14 protein-coding genes and 1 other RNA gene are annotated in these 14,921 nt (G+C 49.1%); all 15 read right to left on the bottom strand.

Annotated elements, in window-relative coordinates:
- Positions 1-264 precede the first annotated feature (264 nt).
- A complete protein-coding gene (locus JFN88_RS04905; RefSeq protein ID WP_199018215.1) occupies positions 265-528 on the bottom strand; it encodes a pro-sigmaK processing inhibitor BofA family protein in 264 nt (87 codons plus the stop codon).
- Entirely contained in the window at positions 525-785 is a 261-nt protein-coding gene (locus tag JFN88_RS04910) for a DUF2508 family protein (RefSeq protein ID WP_199018216.1), read from the bottom strand. The genes JFN88_RS04905 and JFN88_RS04910 overlap by 4 nt, the downstream gene beginning before the upstream one ends.
- Positions 786-1,052: 267 nt before the next feature.
- The gene (recR, locus tag JFN88_RS04915) at positions 1,053-1,652 is read right to left on the bottom strand and encodes a recombination mediator RecR (protein WP_199018217.1); all 600 of its coding nucleotides are present in this window, start codon (positions 1,650-1,652) and stop codon (positions 1,053-1,055) included.
- Between the two features lie 15 nt (positions 1,653-1,667).
- Complete coding sequence (locus JFN88_RS04920; RefSeq protein WP_199018218.1) at positions 1,668-1,979, bottom strand: YbaB/EbfC family nucleoid-associated protein; 312 nt, start codon at positions 1,977-1,979, stop codon at positions 1,668-1,670.
- A 26-nt stretch (positions 1,980-2,005) separates the two neighbouring features.
- Complete coding sequence (gene dnaX, locus JFN88_RS04925) at positions 2,006-3,772, bottom strand: DNA polymerase III subunit gamma/tau (protein ID WP_199018219.1); 1,767 nt, start codon at positions 3,770-3,772, stop codon at positions 2,006-2,008.
- 173 nt (positions 3,773-3,945) lie between these two features.
- Positions 3,946-5,412: an ATP-binding protein gene (locus JFN88_RS04930; RefSeq protein WP_233167412.1), complete on the bottom strand. Its 1,467-nt coding sequence runs from the start codon at positions 5,410-5,412 to the stop codon at positions 3,946-3,948.
- Between the two features lie 282 nt (positions 5,413-5,694).
- Positions 5,695-5,961: signal recognition particle sRNA large type (gene ffs / locus JFN88_RS04935), an RNA gene on the bottom strand.
- Positions 5,962-6,033: 72 nt separating this feature from the next.
- Positions 6,034-6,435 carry a hypothetical protein gene (locus JFN88_RS04940; protein ID WP_199018220.1) on the bottom strand — a complete coding sequence of 134 codons (402 nt, stop codon included), beginning with the start codon at positions 6,433-6,435 and terminating at the stop codon, positions 6,034-6,036.
- Between the two features lie 74 nt (positions 6,436-6,509).
- Positions 6,510-6,707: a 50S ribosomal protein L31 gene (rpmE, locus tag JFN88_RS04945; protein ID WP_199018221.1), complete on the bottom strand. Its 198-nt coding sequence runs from the start codon at positions 6,705-6,707 to the stop codon at positions 6,510-6,512.
- A gap of 113 nt (positions 6,708-6,820) precedes the next feature.
- Positions 6,821-8,068: a radical SAM family protein gene (locus JFN88_RS04950; RefSeq protein ID WP_199018222.1), complete on the bottom strand. Its 1,248-nt coding sequence runs from the start codon at positions 8,066-8,068 to the stop codon at positions 6,821-6,823.
- A gap of 20 nt (positions 8,069-8,088) precedes the next feature.
- Positions 8,089-9,426: a transcription termination factor Rho gene (gene rho / locus JFN88_RS04955; protein ID WP_199018223.1), complete on the bottom strand. Its 1,338-nt coding sequence runs from the start codon at positions 9,424-9,426 to the stop codon at positions 8,089-8,091.
- A 52-nt stretch (positions 9,427-9,478) separates the two neighbouring features.
- Complete coding sequence (murA, locus tag JFN88_RS04960; RefSeq protein WP_199018224.1) at positions 9,479-10,732, bottom strand: UDP-N-acetylglucosamine 1-carboxyvinyltransferase; 1,254 nt, start codon at positions 10,730-10,732, stop codon at positions 9,479-9,481.
- A 154-nt stretch (positions 10,733-10,886) separates the two neighbouring features.
- Positions 10,887-11,741: a class II fructose-1,6-bisphosphate aldolase gene (gene fba / locus JFN88_RS04965; RefSeq protein ID WP_199018225.1), complete on the bottom strand. Its 855-nt coding sequence runs from the start codon at positions 11,739-11,741 to the stop codon at positions 10,887-10,889.
- Between the two features lie 453 nt (positions 11,742-12,194).
- Positions 12,195-12,593, bottom strand: a complete 399-nt coding sequence (locus JFN88_RS04970) for a response regulator (protein ID WP_199018226.1) — start codon at positions 12,591-12,593, stop codon at positions 12,195-12,197.
- 450 nt (positions 12,594-13,043) lie between these two features.
- Positions 13,044-14,648, bottom strand: a complete 1,605-nt coding sequence (gene pyrG, locus JFN88_RS04975; protein WP_199018227.1) for a CTP synthase — start codon at positions 14,646-14,648, stop codon at positions 13,044-13,046.
- Positions 14,649-14,921: the final 273 nt, after the last annotated feature.

The following is a 14,921-nucleotide window of genomic DNA, read 5'->3' on the forward strand; positions in this document are numbered from 1 at the left end:
CTGTTCTGCGACTCTTTCAAGTCACAGGGCATTTCGCTCGTTGTTCAGTTTTCAAAGAACAAATGACTTCGTTTTCGTTATCGCCATGTCTCAGCGGCGACTTGATTAATATAACACATTTGCCTATCCTGATGCAAGCTTTTTTTTAATTCTTTTAACATCTTCTCGCCTTCTCTCAGGCGCAAGGAATAGTCTATCACAGGCGCTCCATTAGTGTCAACGATTTATTTGGATTTCCCGGACCTGTCGATCGGCCGCTACTTTTCATAGCAGCAGCCATTGCAATGCGAGAACAAGCAAAATGCCCGGCACGCCCAATATGACCACAACAGCAATCGTCATCGGGTTTAAGGGAATATGAAATCCTGATATCCATCCTGAGAAATTGAGAACGTACAATAGTAGAGCTGCTGCAACTAGATGCAAAAAGAAGCGTTTGACCGTGAGCCATGAGAGTTTGCTTTTAATAAAGATAAGAATCAGTAGCGCCAAAGAGCCAACAAGCAAACTTAACCACATCGTCTTCATCCGGCTTCCTCCTCATGCTTGGACAGCAATCCCCCTCCGAGACTCTTGGCTTGGCGAAGAAGCATCTCATAGCGCTTCTCCGCGGCCTCAATCGCGAAAATAGCATAATCAATCTGATCCTTGCCAATTGCATACTCAAAATGCTGCTGCGCATTCACCCAGTCGCGATGCGCTTCCTGAATATCATCGTACACTTGTCTTAACTTTTCGCTGCCTTCCGGTCCGTTTCCGTCTTTTCGTCCCATCCACCAGGCCATAGTTGCCTCTCCTCCCGCTTGTCCATATATTCCTTTCCCTATTACTAGTCTATAGATCATTCCAGCGACTTAGAACTTGTGGGATTGAACAAGCGGGGGATCTTAGAGAAAGATTCATATAAACCTGAATCAAGACAGCAACTGAAGCCTGAAGCATATGCTAGGTTCACATAAACAGCATCGCCGTCCTTTGAAGGACAAAAATTGTAAAAAAGCTGCCGGTCACCGTCCCCTTAATCAGGAACATGTGCCAGCAGCTTTATGTGATTATCTTAATTCACGCCGTCCTTCAAGAGCCTTGGAGAGTGTAACTTCGTCTGCATACTCCAGGTCGCCGCCCACCGGCAAACCGTGCGCAATCCGAGTGACCCGAATGCCAAACGGCTTGATCAGACGCGACAGATACATCGCCGTAGCCTCTCCCTCAATGTTCGGATTCGTAGCCAGAATCAACTCCTGAACCCGTTCGTCGCTAAGCCTTGTCAGCAGCTCGCTGATCCGGATTTCCTCAGGACCGATCCCTTCCATAGGCGAGATTGCCCCTTGGAGCACATGATACTGCCCCATAAACTCCTTGGTTCTCTCCATCGCAATGAGATCTTTGGATTCCTGGACGACGCAAATGACGGAATGATCACGCGTCTTGTCCTGGCAGATCCGGCAAGGGTCGATATCGGTAATGTTGCAACAGACCGAGCAATAATGCAAATTCCGCTTCACACTGACCAGTGCCTTGGCGAAATCAACCACATCATCTTCCTTCATGCGCAGCACGTGAAAGGCTAGACGGGCGGCTGTCTTGGGACCTATACCCGGCAGCCGGGAAAAGGAATCGATCAATTTGGCTATCGGTTCGGGATAATGCAATGAGTGCAGCTCCTTCTAGAACAATCCTGGGATTTTAACGCCCCCGGTGAACTTGTTCATATCCTCGTTGGACATTTCCTCCGCTTTGCCTAGCGCATCATTAACAGCGGCCAGCACGAGATCCTGCAGCATTTCAACATCGTCCGGATCAACAGCCTCCGGCTTGATCGTCAGGCTCAACAGTTTTTTGTGGCCGTTTACTGTACAGGAGACAACGCCGCCCCCTGAGGAGCCGTCTACTGTTTTAGTACCAAGCGTTTCTTGAGCTTTCAACATTTGCTCCTGCATTTTTTTGACTTGCTTCATCATCTGATTCATATTATTCATCGTCTTCACCTCATGGAATTAGTTGATTAATCTTCGGAAATGACGACAAGCTCTTCACCGAAAAGCTTGACCGCCTCTTCGACCCATTCCGGCCTTGAGGACGACGCATCAGTGCCGTCATTCATCATTAGCGGCTCTGGCTTTTCCTCCGGTCGGTCTTCTGTGGCAGCAAGCCACTCCTTAACCATTATAGTCGAAAACCTGAATTCCCGCTTGAGCACGCTCTGCAACACCCGCTCGATAACTTCGCGATTTGCCGGTTTTTCTGTCGTCTCTCGGTGAATTTCGTTCTTGAACGCGATTAACACCGTATCCTGCGAAAAGGATACCGGCTCTCCGTTAATCAACCAGGCATGAATGGAAATGCCAGCCTCTTTTACTCGCTGCAGCACTTCATTCCACTGCATGCGGATCTGCTGAAACTCCTCGCTCCCCTTGCCTGCTATGAACGGTCCCAGCTTCACTCCCGAACGAATGGCAACACCTGTCCCGCCGCGAGAACCGAATCCAGCGCTTCGGCCGGTCGGTTGTGATGAAGACGGCGAAGCACTGATCCCAGTAACCGGCGGGCCGCTGCCGGAGCCGCTGCGCATAAGCTGCTCGATTTTCTGCTCAAGTTGCTTGACCTGCCGTTCCAGACGGGCTAGCTCCCCTGCGGGCGCTGACACCTCGGCAGGACGAGCAGCCAGCGCCTCTTCACCAGCGGCAGCCGGAGCTGTGCAAATCTTGAGCAGCGCAACCTCAAACAGCGTCTGGGGCTGCACCGCATGTTTCAATTCGACCTGATATTGATGCAAAATATCAATCATACGGAACAAGCGGTCACGCTCGTAAGCATCCGCCATCACCCGGAAGCGTTCGGGGTCTACAATTCTTTCCGTCGCCACGGAGCTACCCGGGACAAGCTTGATCAAAAGCAAATCCCGGAAATAGTACACCAGGTTCTCCAGGCACTTGTCCGGACTTTTCCCCGCCTGCATCAACCCTTCTACAAGCGGCAGCATCGCGGCCACGTTCCGCTCCTGAATCGCTTCAGCAAGCTTGGCGAACTGCTCCGCTGCAATTCCCCCGGTAACCTCCAGAGCATCCTCCAATGTAATTTTGCCTCTGGAGAACGCAGCTACTTGTTCAAGCAGACTGATGGCATCCCTCATACCGCCATCTGACAGCCTGGCGATATAAGCCAGCGCTTCCTCGCTTGCCTCCATCTTCTCTTCAGCACAGATTTGCCGTAGTCTTCCAGTCTGCTCTTCAAGCGTAACCTGTCTGAAATCAAAGCGCTGGCAGCGCGAGATAATCGTGGCCGGCAACTTATGAGGCTCAGTTGTAGCCAGTATAAAAACAACATGCCCTGGCGGTTCTTCCAGCGTCTTCAGCAGCGCATTAAAAGCTTCTGAAGTCAGCATATGCACTTCATCAATAATATACACCTTGTAACGGACATCAGAGGGCGCATAGCGCACCTTGTCACGAATGTCTCGAATTTCATCGATCCCCCGGTTGGAGGCCGCATCAATTTCCACAACATCCATGATCGAGCCGGCAGTTATGCCGGTACACGCTTCGCACTGATTGCAAGGCTCCAGCGCAGGCCCCTGGCGGCAGTTGATCGCCTTGGCGAAAACTTTCGCAGTCGTCGTCTTGCCAGTCCCCCGTGGTCCGTTGAACAAATAAGCATGGGAAATACGCTGTTCCCCAATGGCGTTCTGTAGCGTCTGGATAATATGCTGTTGTCCTACCGTATCCCCGAATGTCTGAGGACGCCAGGCGCGATACAAAGCGATATGGGACACGCGAATCTTTCCTTTCCTCTGCTGCTCTTAAGCCCGATGAGTCTATTATACACTATCCTGATCTGATGCGAAAACGGCTTTTGGACATCTTCACATCCCGCGTACAGCAACATGCATCATACAGAATTTAGACAGGAAAATGATGACTGCAAGAGGCAGCAGTCCAAAGATATCTAGGCCCGTTGGGCTGCATATTTCGTATTGTACTTTTCATCGAACGAACAGGGAATGCTCACCGTGAAGGTCGTTCCCCCTTCTTTGGAGGCAGCTCGGATTACGCCTCCCATATCATGGATGATCCGCTGGCACACTGAAAGTCCAAGCCCCGTTCCGCTCTCCTTGGTCGTGACGAAAGGATCAAACATCTTCTCCATAATAGCCGGGGGAATACCAGGGCCCGAATCATGAATATCAATATGGACCCAGCGGCCAAACCCGTTCTCCCGTTCAACACGGCCGGAGACTGTCAGGACACCGCCACTGCTCATCGCCTCAAGACCATTTTTGCATATATTCAGAAATACCTGTTTCAGCATCTCCCTGTCCGCTACGACTTTGGGAAACAATCGCTCTGAATCGAACTGGATAGTCATCCCATGCAGCAGCGCTTCACTTTGTACTATAGGCATGATCTCGCGCAGCACAACACCGAGGTCAACCAGGTCATAGACAATATCCTTGTGCTTGCTGAGCAATAGAAATTCGCTGACAAGATCATTAATTCGGTCGATCTCTGTCAGCATAATTTCTGTATAGCCATATTCTTTATGAAGCTCCTTTTCGTGCAGCGTTTTTTTGAACATTTGCAAGAAGCCCTTGATTGCAGTCAGCGGGTTACGAATTTCATGCGCCGTTCCGGCAGCGATTTGGCCGATCATCGACAAGCGGTCACTCCGCTGTACCTGCTCTTCCAATGAACGCAAATTCGAGACGTCCTTGAAAATTACATAAGCGCCAAGGAGACGTCCCCTTTCATCACGAAGCAAATTGGCATCCATAAGCAGTTCCCAACGCTCATCGCCGCGCATTCGTCGGAGCGGGTGATTGTGTACAGGGATTTCTTCAATGACCATCTGCTTGAGCTTCCTGTGCTCATCAGGGGCCTGCCGAAATACCTTGTCCATCGCACAACCAATTACATCCCTAGGATTTACCGCAAGTACTCGACATGCCAGCGGGCTCATATCACTGATCCGAAAATCAGGCTGCATTAGAATGACACCGAGGTTTTCATCTTTGAGGAATGTCATCGCGAACTGTTGCAGCAATGTGCGGGTCTTTACCGTTCCTCCTGACAGGAGAGCCAGGTACTTGCGCTCTGTTGAATCCGTCTCTAACATAATCATGTGGCAATCGAATTCCGTGACCTCTCCGCTCGCTGTTCGGATCTGCACATGGCGGCCAGGCATCTCCATGACGACGTTAGGGCCGCTTTCAACCAAATGGAAAAGTTCCGAAAAAGGCAGACCGATCACTTCTTTTTCCAACAGCCCCGTCTGCTCCTTAAACTGGTGGTTGACAGCGGTTATGACACGATTATGGTCAAACATCACGGCAACCGGGAATAATTGTGTATTCCACAGTCTGATGAGCGCTACTTCCTGAATTGGAATTGCTTGTTCAAATGAATCGTCATACAAACAGGCTCACCCCTTTAAGGTATTTTTCTTATAGACATATATTCAACGCGGGCCAGCTGCCTAGAGAGTACGGCCAGCCAATCAAATGGCAGCAGACAAAGAAAAAAATTAAAGTTTCGCTTAATCCTTTTAAACCTTACATTATATTCTATTTAAATAAGGTCGATTCCTTCTATTAACACTGCTTTTTTCTCCCCTGATAACAAAAAAACACTCTTAAAGCTCCGGTCTGCCTAGAGACCAAAGTCATTAAAAGTGTATACTTTGCGATACTTAATTGTACCGTGCACCTGCCCTTGATTGATGAGACCCAGGCGGTATTCTTGATTCCAGCTCGGGTCAGGCACTCCCCCGGCACATAAACGTTACTGCTTACGGCTGCTTCCTTCCGGACCTGACCGGATTCACAGGTGTCCATTGCGGAGGACCCGACCGTCAACACTGTTCACAAGCACCAAACCCCACATCAGCATAACCTCAAACAGGAATTCAACCTCGCTACAGCGGATTGCGAGTTACAGGGCACCGCTACCTCCCCATCTAGCACGGCAAAGATAAGTATAGCGGATCTTGTCCATTTCCGCAACCTTCACCAGCAAGTTCCAACAAATAAAATTTAGATTAGCGCTGCAAATACACATGAATTCGGTATCTTGGCATGTTTTCCTGAAGGAGTCGCCAGCTCTGTTCCCGTAGTCTGTTTGTCTCATACTCATCCAGATGCGCTTGCGGCCTGATGCGCACATCGATATCGGGGTCATGAATCGTAAAGCTCGACTTCTCTATGCCGGGAAGCTCAGACAACTTCTCCTTCATAAATTTCACGTCACTGCTGTAGCTGTAATAATTGGAATTGCCGAGCGGCAAATTCGGATTGCTGTTGGACAACCCCATGTAGCCATCATGCCCGTAAGTTTTCACACCGTTTCGAGTCGATCCCGAATTCGTACAGCCGCCTAGAAGCATAATACACAGTACCAGGGCAATAATCAAAAAGCCCGGCACTCGGGCTGATTTTAACATAAAAAAGCCTCCCTTCATCCAATAGGATGGCTGAGGAAGGCTCTTGTATTCTGCTAATTTGAGGCAGATAAACATTAAATGCCGTATTTCTTTTTGAAACGGTCGACGCGTCCGCCAGCATCCAGGAATTTTTGCTTTCCTGTGAAGAACGGGTGGCAAACAGAGCAAATCTCGACACGCAGATTCGGTTTGATCGAACCTGTCTCGAAGCTGTTGCCGCATGCGCATGTTACGGTAGTAACATGATACGTCGGATGAATACCTTGTTTCATCTCGTTCACCTCTTTCTGCCCTGAGCCGACTGATGGACCCAGAGTTGAATCTAACATAGGGGATTATAACACGTAAGCCAAGCACTTGCAATGATTTTTCCAGGCGGAAACTCCTAAGTCCTCACCGGAGGAATGTGGGTATAAGAACCAATGACAACATCAGGAAGCTCTGATTCAAAAATTTCCAGCATTTGCTTCATACCGTATATTTCACCCTGTGCTTTCGGGATTAATTCCAGATAACTCTCTGGATCAATATTCAGATTGCGCATTTGGATCAATCGCAGACCGGTCCGCTTGGCGAAGCCGATCATCGCTTCAATCTCTTCCTCGCGATCCGTTACTCCCGGAAAGATAAGGTAGTTGATCGAGGTGTATACTCCCTTATCGGATGCATACTTCAGCGATTTCTCCACATTCGTCAACGTATAAGCCCGCGGCTTGTAGTACGCATTGTAATGCTCATCTATGGCACTGATTGTGCTTACCCGCATCAGATCAAGCCCGGCGTCTACGATCGCCCGGATATGATCCGTCAACCCGGCATTTGTATTTATATTGATATAACCCTGTGAATTCTGGCTGCGCACACGGTGCATTGCTTCCACAATAATTTTCGCCTGGGTAGAAGGCTCGCCCTCGCAGCCCTGGCCAAAGCTAATAATGGAATCAGGACCTTTTAGATGCTCCAGCATAATATCTACAATTTCATCTACAGTCGGTTTAAAGTTCATGCGGGTCTGAGGCGCAGGGAAGCCGCTGTCGTCAGGCTGTTCGGAGATACAACCGAAGCACCCTGCATTACAGGAGTAGGATACAGGCACAGCTCCTTCCAGTCGACTCAGGAACGTATTCGATGCCGTCAAGCATTCGTAACCCAGCGCACAGTTGGAAAGATGCTTGATCAGCCTGTTCTCCGGGTATTTGGCAAGCAGATGCTCCACCTGAACCCCAAGCTCTTTGCGATCGCAATTCAACGGGTTCCATGGCTCCGGGTCATCTGATTGGTGAGCAGCCACGAAAAAGTTTCCATCCTTCCATACAACGGCTGAATACCCAAATAGAGGAAGCTTCTGCGTCTTGTCCGACTTCACGTAGCCCGGAAGCGCCAGACGGGTGAAGCCTTGAGGGAGCAGTGCGCCTACAGCCTGGAGTTCCTCCGGAAGCAGTTCCATCCGGCCAGTCTCCGCGTTAAGCCCGACCGGCCGTGTAAAAGGCAGCCCAACAAGCGTAGCACCCTCCGGAAGCGGGACAAGCTCATCTTCCAGCAATTCAACGATCATCTCACCGCTGCGCCCGAGCGCCAGATACTCCGGATGGTCGAACACATTTCCCTGTTCATCTGCATAAACCAAATTCATGTTGTCCTACCTTCTTTTCCTTAAGATACCGGATTTGAACGTGCCGGGCGGCGGCCCGTTGTACTGCTGCTTCCTGTGGACGGACGGGAAGCAGAGCTTTTTTCCACGACATTGGATGTGTCCAATGCAAGCAGGAACTCCGTATTCGTCTTGCTGTCCGCCAGCTTCTTAAGAAAGCCGTCAATAAATTCAAGCGAGTCGTTCATAGACTTGCGAATTGCCCATACCTTGTCGAGCTCTTCCTTCGTAAGGAGCATTTCCTCGCGGCGCGTGCCGGAACGTCGGATATCCAGGGCCGGAAAAATTCTCCGCTCGGCCAGTTTGCGATCCAAATGCAGCTCCATATTTCCCGTCCCTTTAAACTCCTCATAGATGACATCGTCCATACGCGATCCGGTCTCTACAAGCGCAGTCGCTAAAATGGTAAGACTTCCGCCTTCTTCCACGTTACGAGCAGAACCAAAGAAACGCTTCGGACGGTGGAAAGCCGCAGGATCGATACCACCGCTCAACGTGCGTCCTGATGGCGGGATGACAAGGTTGTATGCTCTTGCCAGACGGGTAATACTATCCAGCAAAATGACAACATCCTTCTTATGCTCTACCAGACGCAACGCGCGCTCCAGCACCAGTTCCGCAACTTTAATATGATGCTCCGGCAACTCGTCGAAGGTCGAAGCAACCACCTCACCTTTGACGGAACGCTGCATATCTGTAACCTCTTCCGGGCGCTCATCAATCAACAACACAAACAATTCAATATCAGGTTGATTGGTAGAGATGCTGTTGGCAATTTCTTTAAGAAGGAGCGTTTTACCCGCTTTTGGAGGCGCAACAATCAATCCGCGCTGTCCCAATCCAACAGGTGCCAGCAAATCCATAATTCGCGTCGATAGTTTGGTTGGAGAAGTTTCTAGGACCAGTTTCTTCTGTGGAAAAAGAGGGGTTAAGGCAGGGAAATGAAGCCTTTCTGATGCAAGTGTAGGGTTCTCCCCATTTACCGCATTGACCTGCAGCAAGCCGAAATAACGCTCATTTTCTTTGGGCGCCCGGCATTTGCCGGAAACAAGATCCCCTGTGCGAAGATCAAATTTGCGGATTTGCGAGGCTGAAATATAAATGTCTTCCGGACTTGGAAGATAATTGATCGGGCGCAGAAAACCGAATCCCTCCGGTAAAATTTCAAGTACGCCCTGCATAAACATCAAGCCGCTCTTCTCAGCCTGCGCACGTAAAATGGCGAATATAAGCTCTTTCTTCTTAAGTTGGCCATAATACGGAATTTGATACTGCTTGGCAAGCTTGTATAGCTCGGTCAGCTTAAGTTCTTCCAGATCTGCGATCTGCAGTTCCGTCATGTTCTCACCACTTTATTTAATTTTCCTCCAGCATTGCCGGATTTCTATCAATCTATTCATTTTCCCGCCAAACATCTGCGCCAAGCCTGCGCAAATTGTCCACGAGGAAATCATAACCACGGTCGATATACTCTACGCCTGTTATTTCCGTAATGCCTTCCGATACAGTCAGACCAGCAACGGTAAGCGCGGCGCCGGCTCGCAAATCAGCAGCCTGCACCTTCGCCGCATTGAGCGGTCCGCCTTCGATAATGGCAGAACGGCCCTCTACCCTGATTTTGGCTCCCATGCGTACTAGTTCAGGCACATGCTTGAATCGGTTGCTGTACACATAATCAGATAGAATGCTGACACCAGTGGCTTGCGTAAGCAGACTGGTCATAGGGGATTGAAGGTCGGTAGCAAATCCGGGGTATACTAGCGCTTTGACATCAATTGCTTCATAGGAGGGGCCACCCACAATACGAATCGCTTCATCCAGTTCATACACCTGAACGCCCATCTCCAGCAATTTGGCTGTCATGGCTTCCAAATGTTTAGGGATAACATTATCAATAAGGACATCACCACGGGTAGCTGCAGCGGCAATCATGTAAGTTCCGGCTTGGATGCGATCGGGAATAATGGAATGACGGCAACCGTGAAGACTGTCGACGCCTTCAATCCGAATGGTCTCGGTCCCGGCTCCCTTTATTTTAGCCCCCATGGAATTAAGTAGAGTTGCTACATCTATAATTTCAGGCTCTTTTGCCGCATTTTCAATAATTGTGGAGCCTTTTGCCTTGGAGGCAGCCAGCATGATGTTGATGGTAGCGCCAACGCTCACTACATCCAGATAGATTTTTGCGCCGCGAAGCTGTTTGGCTGAGATTCTGATAGATCCGTGATCATTTGTTACCGTTGCACCGAGTGCTTCAAAACCTTTAATATGCTGATCGATTGGCCTTGGCTCAAAATTGCATCCGCCAGGAAGACCAATAGTCGCTTCCCCGAAACGTCCGAGCAAAGCGCCCATCAAATAATAGGAAGCCCGCAACAGATTTACCTTGCCATTGGGCATTGGCTTTGAAACAAGCCCGGAAGGGTCAATCTTCATTACGCCGCCTTCCCAGGTTACTTTCCCCCCCAGCTCCTGAAGGATCTCGCTGTATACAGCCACATCGCTAAGCTGAGGCAGGTTATCCAGTACAACTTCTGTTTCCGCCAGCAAAGATGCTGGCAGCAAAGCAACTGCGCTATTCTTGGCCCCGCTGATTTGCACGGTGCCGCGAAGCGGACGACCGCCTCGAATCATTAGTTTTTCCATGTAGTTAGTAATCCTCCTACCTTAGAGAAGAAGACAAAAGGAAGCCCGTCTCCACGGTACTGACCGTCCTTGTACATCCGACCTGATCTTGTGAATAGACCGGACACTGAGGTTCTTTGAGCTAGGCAAAGACGGGCTCCTTTTGTTCCGGGAGTTACGCTTGGTTGCTGCTGCCGAACAGACGAATTTTCTCTTGGACAACGGCTTTCATAGCGTCACGAGCCGGGGTCAGGTATTTACGAGGATCGTATACGGATGCATTGCCAGCCAATGCTTCACGGATTGCGTTCGTACAAGCAACCTGATTCTCTGTATTTACGTTGATTTTACCCACGCCAGCCTGGATTGACAGACGAATAGCTTCATCAGGCACACCGGAACCTCCGTGCAGCACGACAGGCACTGGAATTGCGTCTACAACTTTTTGAATGATATCATAATGAATTTTAGGCTCGCCTTTGTACATACCATGAGCAGTACCTACAGCAATAGCCAGACAGTCTACGCCTGTTTCTTCATAGAAGCGGATTGCTTCTTCCGGCTTGGCAAGGCTTGCATGCTCCTCGTCCACGCTGATGTCGTCCTCAACGCCGCCGATTGTACCCAGCTCACCCTCAACGGAAACGCCCATTGCGCGTGCTGCTTTAACAACTTCTTTGGTCAAACGGATGTTGTCTTCCAGGGAATAGTGGGAACCGTCGAACATAACCGAGGAGAAACCTGCGCGGATACATTTCATGGCAACTTCAAAGCTGCTGCCGTGATCAAGGTGAAGTGCAATTGGAAGGCCGGATTTCTTGGCTGCTGCTTCCGCGATTGCAACTGTATACTCGATGCCCATATATTTCAATGCGCCTTCGCTTACACCGTAAATAATTGGAGCATTTTCTTCGATTGCAGCGTCTACGATAGCCTGTGCAAACTCCAGATTGTTCATGTTGAACTGACCTACTGCAAACTTGTTAGCTTTTGCTTTAGGCAAAAACTCATTCATCGATACCAATGGCATGGTAACTCTTCCTCCTAGAAAGTACATTTTTCTCAAGCCCGATCAGACTTGTTCATACTGAGTCATTATACCACAAGGTGACTTAAATATGTAAAGTAGAAACAAGCCCTTTACTGCCCGCAAGCTCTTATTTTTCAAGGAAACTAAGTCGTAAACAGTCTCGCAGTCTTTTGAACGGGCAAATGTCCCGTTTCTCGTATAACCTCGTATAACATAGAAGCCAAAGCATCCAGCGTAAACGGCTTTGCCATCCTTTGACGGGCAAAAACCTCGTTTCGCGGAGAAATATAAGCCATTTATCAAAAAACGTTTATAACTGCTTATATTTTAAAGAAAACCTTATTAAATACTTATATAAAAAGAGCGGGATTATACTCTCCGCTCCATTTGACCGTAACTTGTGAAATTATTGTGACACTCTTGGTCTGCTTCATCAAAGGATAAAGGGTCCCTTTAGGACCCTAAGGCGTAAAAATTATTGGACTCTCCATCACGAAGCTGCATGTTTACCGCTACTCGCATCTCGTCAATGTCAAAAGGTTTTGTAAAATGCATCAAGGCTCCCAAATCTGTTGCTTCCTTGATCATGTCCAACTCGCCGTAAGCGGTCATCATAATGACTTTAATGTCTCGATTAATCGCTTTCACATGTTTTAAGATTTCCAGACCGTCCATGCCTGGGATCTTCATGTCCAAAAGCACTAGATCCGGCGATTCGGTCCTCACAATCTCCAATGCCAGCTTGCCGTTGGAAGCTTGAAAGGTTTGGTAACCTTCGCTGCTGAATACCTCCACGAGAAGCACGCGAATTCCATTCTGGTCGTCAACGATCAACACTTTCTTCTTATCCAACTTAAGCCCTCCTACAAGTGAGCGACACGATCTAACAAATCAACAGCGCCTCTTTTCCTTCTGCGTGTTCGACTTGTCAGCGAAACCGGGGAATGCTGGCCGACCTGGCACCGGCAACGCATGAATGGTCAACTCTTCCATAATCGTTACTATATTCGCGCCTTTCCGTCCATTATCCTGCTTCACCTAAAAAAAACCATTAATAGGGGAAGATTTGTTGGAAGAACTACAAGCGAACCTTTTTGCCGCCCTTTGATCGGACAAAGACTTTCGTTTCGAGAAGAATGCTTATATTTTCAAAAAAAGTCCGGAATTCCGGCAGCAGCATTCCGCTTGAACTGCCTGTTAGCAGCAGGGTTTAATCAAGCGACGCCGACGCCGGAATGACCGGACGGTTCGTATCAGCAAAAGAAAAGGAAGGTTACTCGCAAAGCATCCAAGCTTTCTTGATTATGAATTGGAGTAGCTTAGCGCCGCACGGACGAACTCGCGGAACAACGGCTGCGGACGGTTCGGACGGGACGTAAACTCCGGATGGAATTGCACAGCCAGAAACCATGGATGATCCGGCAGCTCAACAATTTCAATCAGTCGGCCATCCGGGGAAGTACCGGAGAACTTCAGGCCGGCCTTCTCAAGCTGTTCTTTGTATTCATTGTTGAATTCATACCGGTGGCGGTGGCGCTCATACACCAGCTCATCACCATAAGCCCGCCATGCCAGTGTCTCTTCTCCGATTTTACAAGGATATAGCCCAAGGCGCATCGTGCCTCCCAGGTTCTCAATATCCTTCTGCTCCGGAAGCAGGTCGATCACCGGATACGTAGTAGAAGCATCAATCTCCGAACTGTTCGCCCCTCTGAGACCAACGACATTACGGGCGTATTCAATCACAGCAACCTGCATACCCAGGCAAATACCGAAGAATGGAATTTGCTGCTCGCGCGCATAACGGATGGCGCTGATTTTGCCCTCGATCCCCCGGTCACCGAAGCCTCCCGGGACGAGAATGCCGTGTACGCCAGCGAGGTTGTCCCCTACGTTCTCATCGGTCAATTCCTCAGCATTGACCCAGCGCAGCTTCACTTCCGAATCCGCATCAATACCGGCATGTCCAAGCGATTCCACAATACTCAGATAAGCATCATGAAGCGCCACGTATTTGCCCACAATCGCGATTTCGGTTGTTTTCTTGAGTGACTTGACACGCTGGACAAGGGATTCCCACTCGGTCATATCAGGCTGGCCAGTTTGCAACTTCAAATGGTTGACGACGATGTCATCAAGTCCTTGCTCGCGAAGGTTCAGCGGCACTTCATAAAGGTTGGGCGCATCCACGCATTCGACAACCGCATTCGCGTCAATATCACAGAACAATGCGATTTTTCGTTTCAAATCCTCAGCAATCGGATATTCGGTACGGCAGACGATCACATTCGGCTGAATACCGATACTGCGCAGCTCTTTGACGCTATGCTGAGTTGGCTTGGTCTTCACTTCGCCCGCTGCTTTAATGTAAGGAATCAGCGTAACGTGAATGTACATTACATTATCACGGCCAATATCGCTTCTGATCTGGCGGATGGCTTCAAGGAACGGCAGACTTTCAATATCACCCACTGTACCGCCAATTTCAGTAATAACCACATCCGAACCGGCCTCCTTGCCTGCACGGAATACGCGATCCTTGATTTCATTGGTAATATGCGGGATAACCTGAACCGTCCCGCCCAGGTACTCGCCACGGCGTTCCTTGCTGATCACCGTGGAATAAATTTTGCCAGTCGTTACATTGCTGTTCTTGGAGAGATTAATATCAATAAACCGTTCATAGTGACCCAAATCGAGGTCTGTCTCAGCCCCGTCGTCGGTGACAAAAACTTCCCCGTGCTGGTAAGGACTCATCGTGCCAGGGTCTACGTTAATGTACGGGTCAAATTTTTGAATAGTCACCTTGAGTCCGCGATTTTTGAGAAGTCGTCCTAGCGAGGCTGCTGTGATCCCTTTCCCCAGCGAGGAAACGACACCGCCTGTTACGAAAATATACTTTGTCACGAAATAATACCCTCCAAGCGTTATGTTAATATAGGGTTGCCCATTATAATACAAGCGTAAACAAGGCTCTCGCGCATGGGTGCGCAAACCAGGCAATACGCAGAAAAAATAGAAAACTTGCAAAAAGCGTAAACGGCTTTGCCGTCCTTTGAGGAGCAAAGCTTCAGTTTAAAAACAAAAAAAGTGACACCCGCTGCCACGGGGCACTTTTCATTTTGTTCATTCATATAAGATCGAATCTGTAGCCCATGCAATAGTTTACTCTGTCGCACC

It is taken from the genome of Paenibacillus roseus (genome assembly GCF_016424485.1).
Lineage (GTDB): Bacteria > Bacillota > Bacilli > Paenibacillales > Paenibacillaceae > Paenibacillus_D > Paenibacillus_D roseus.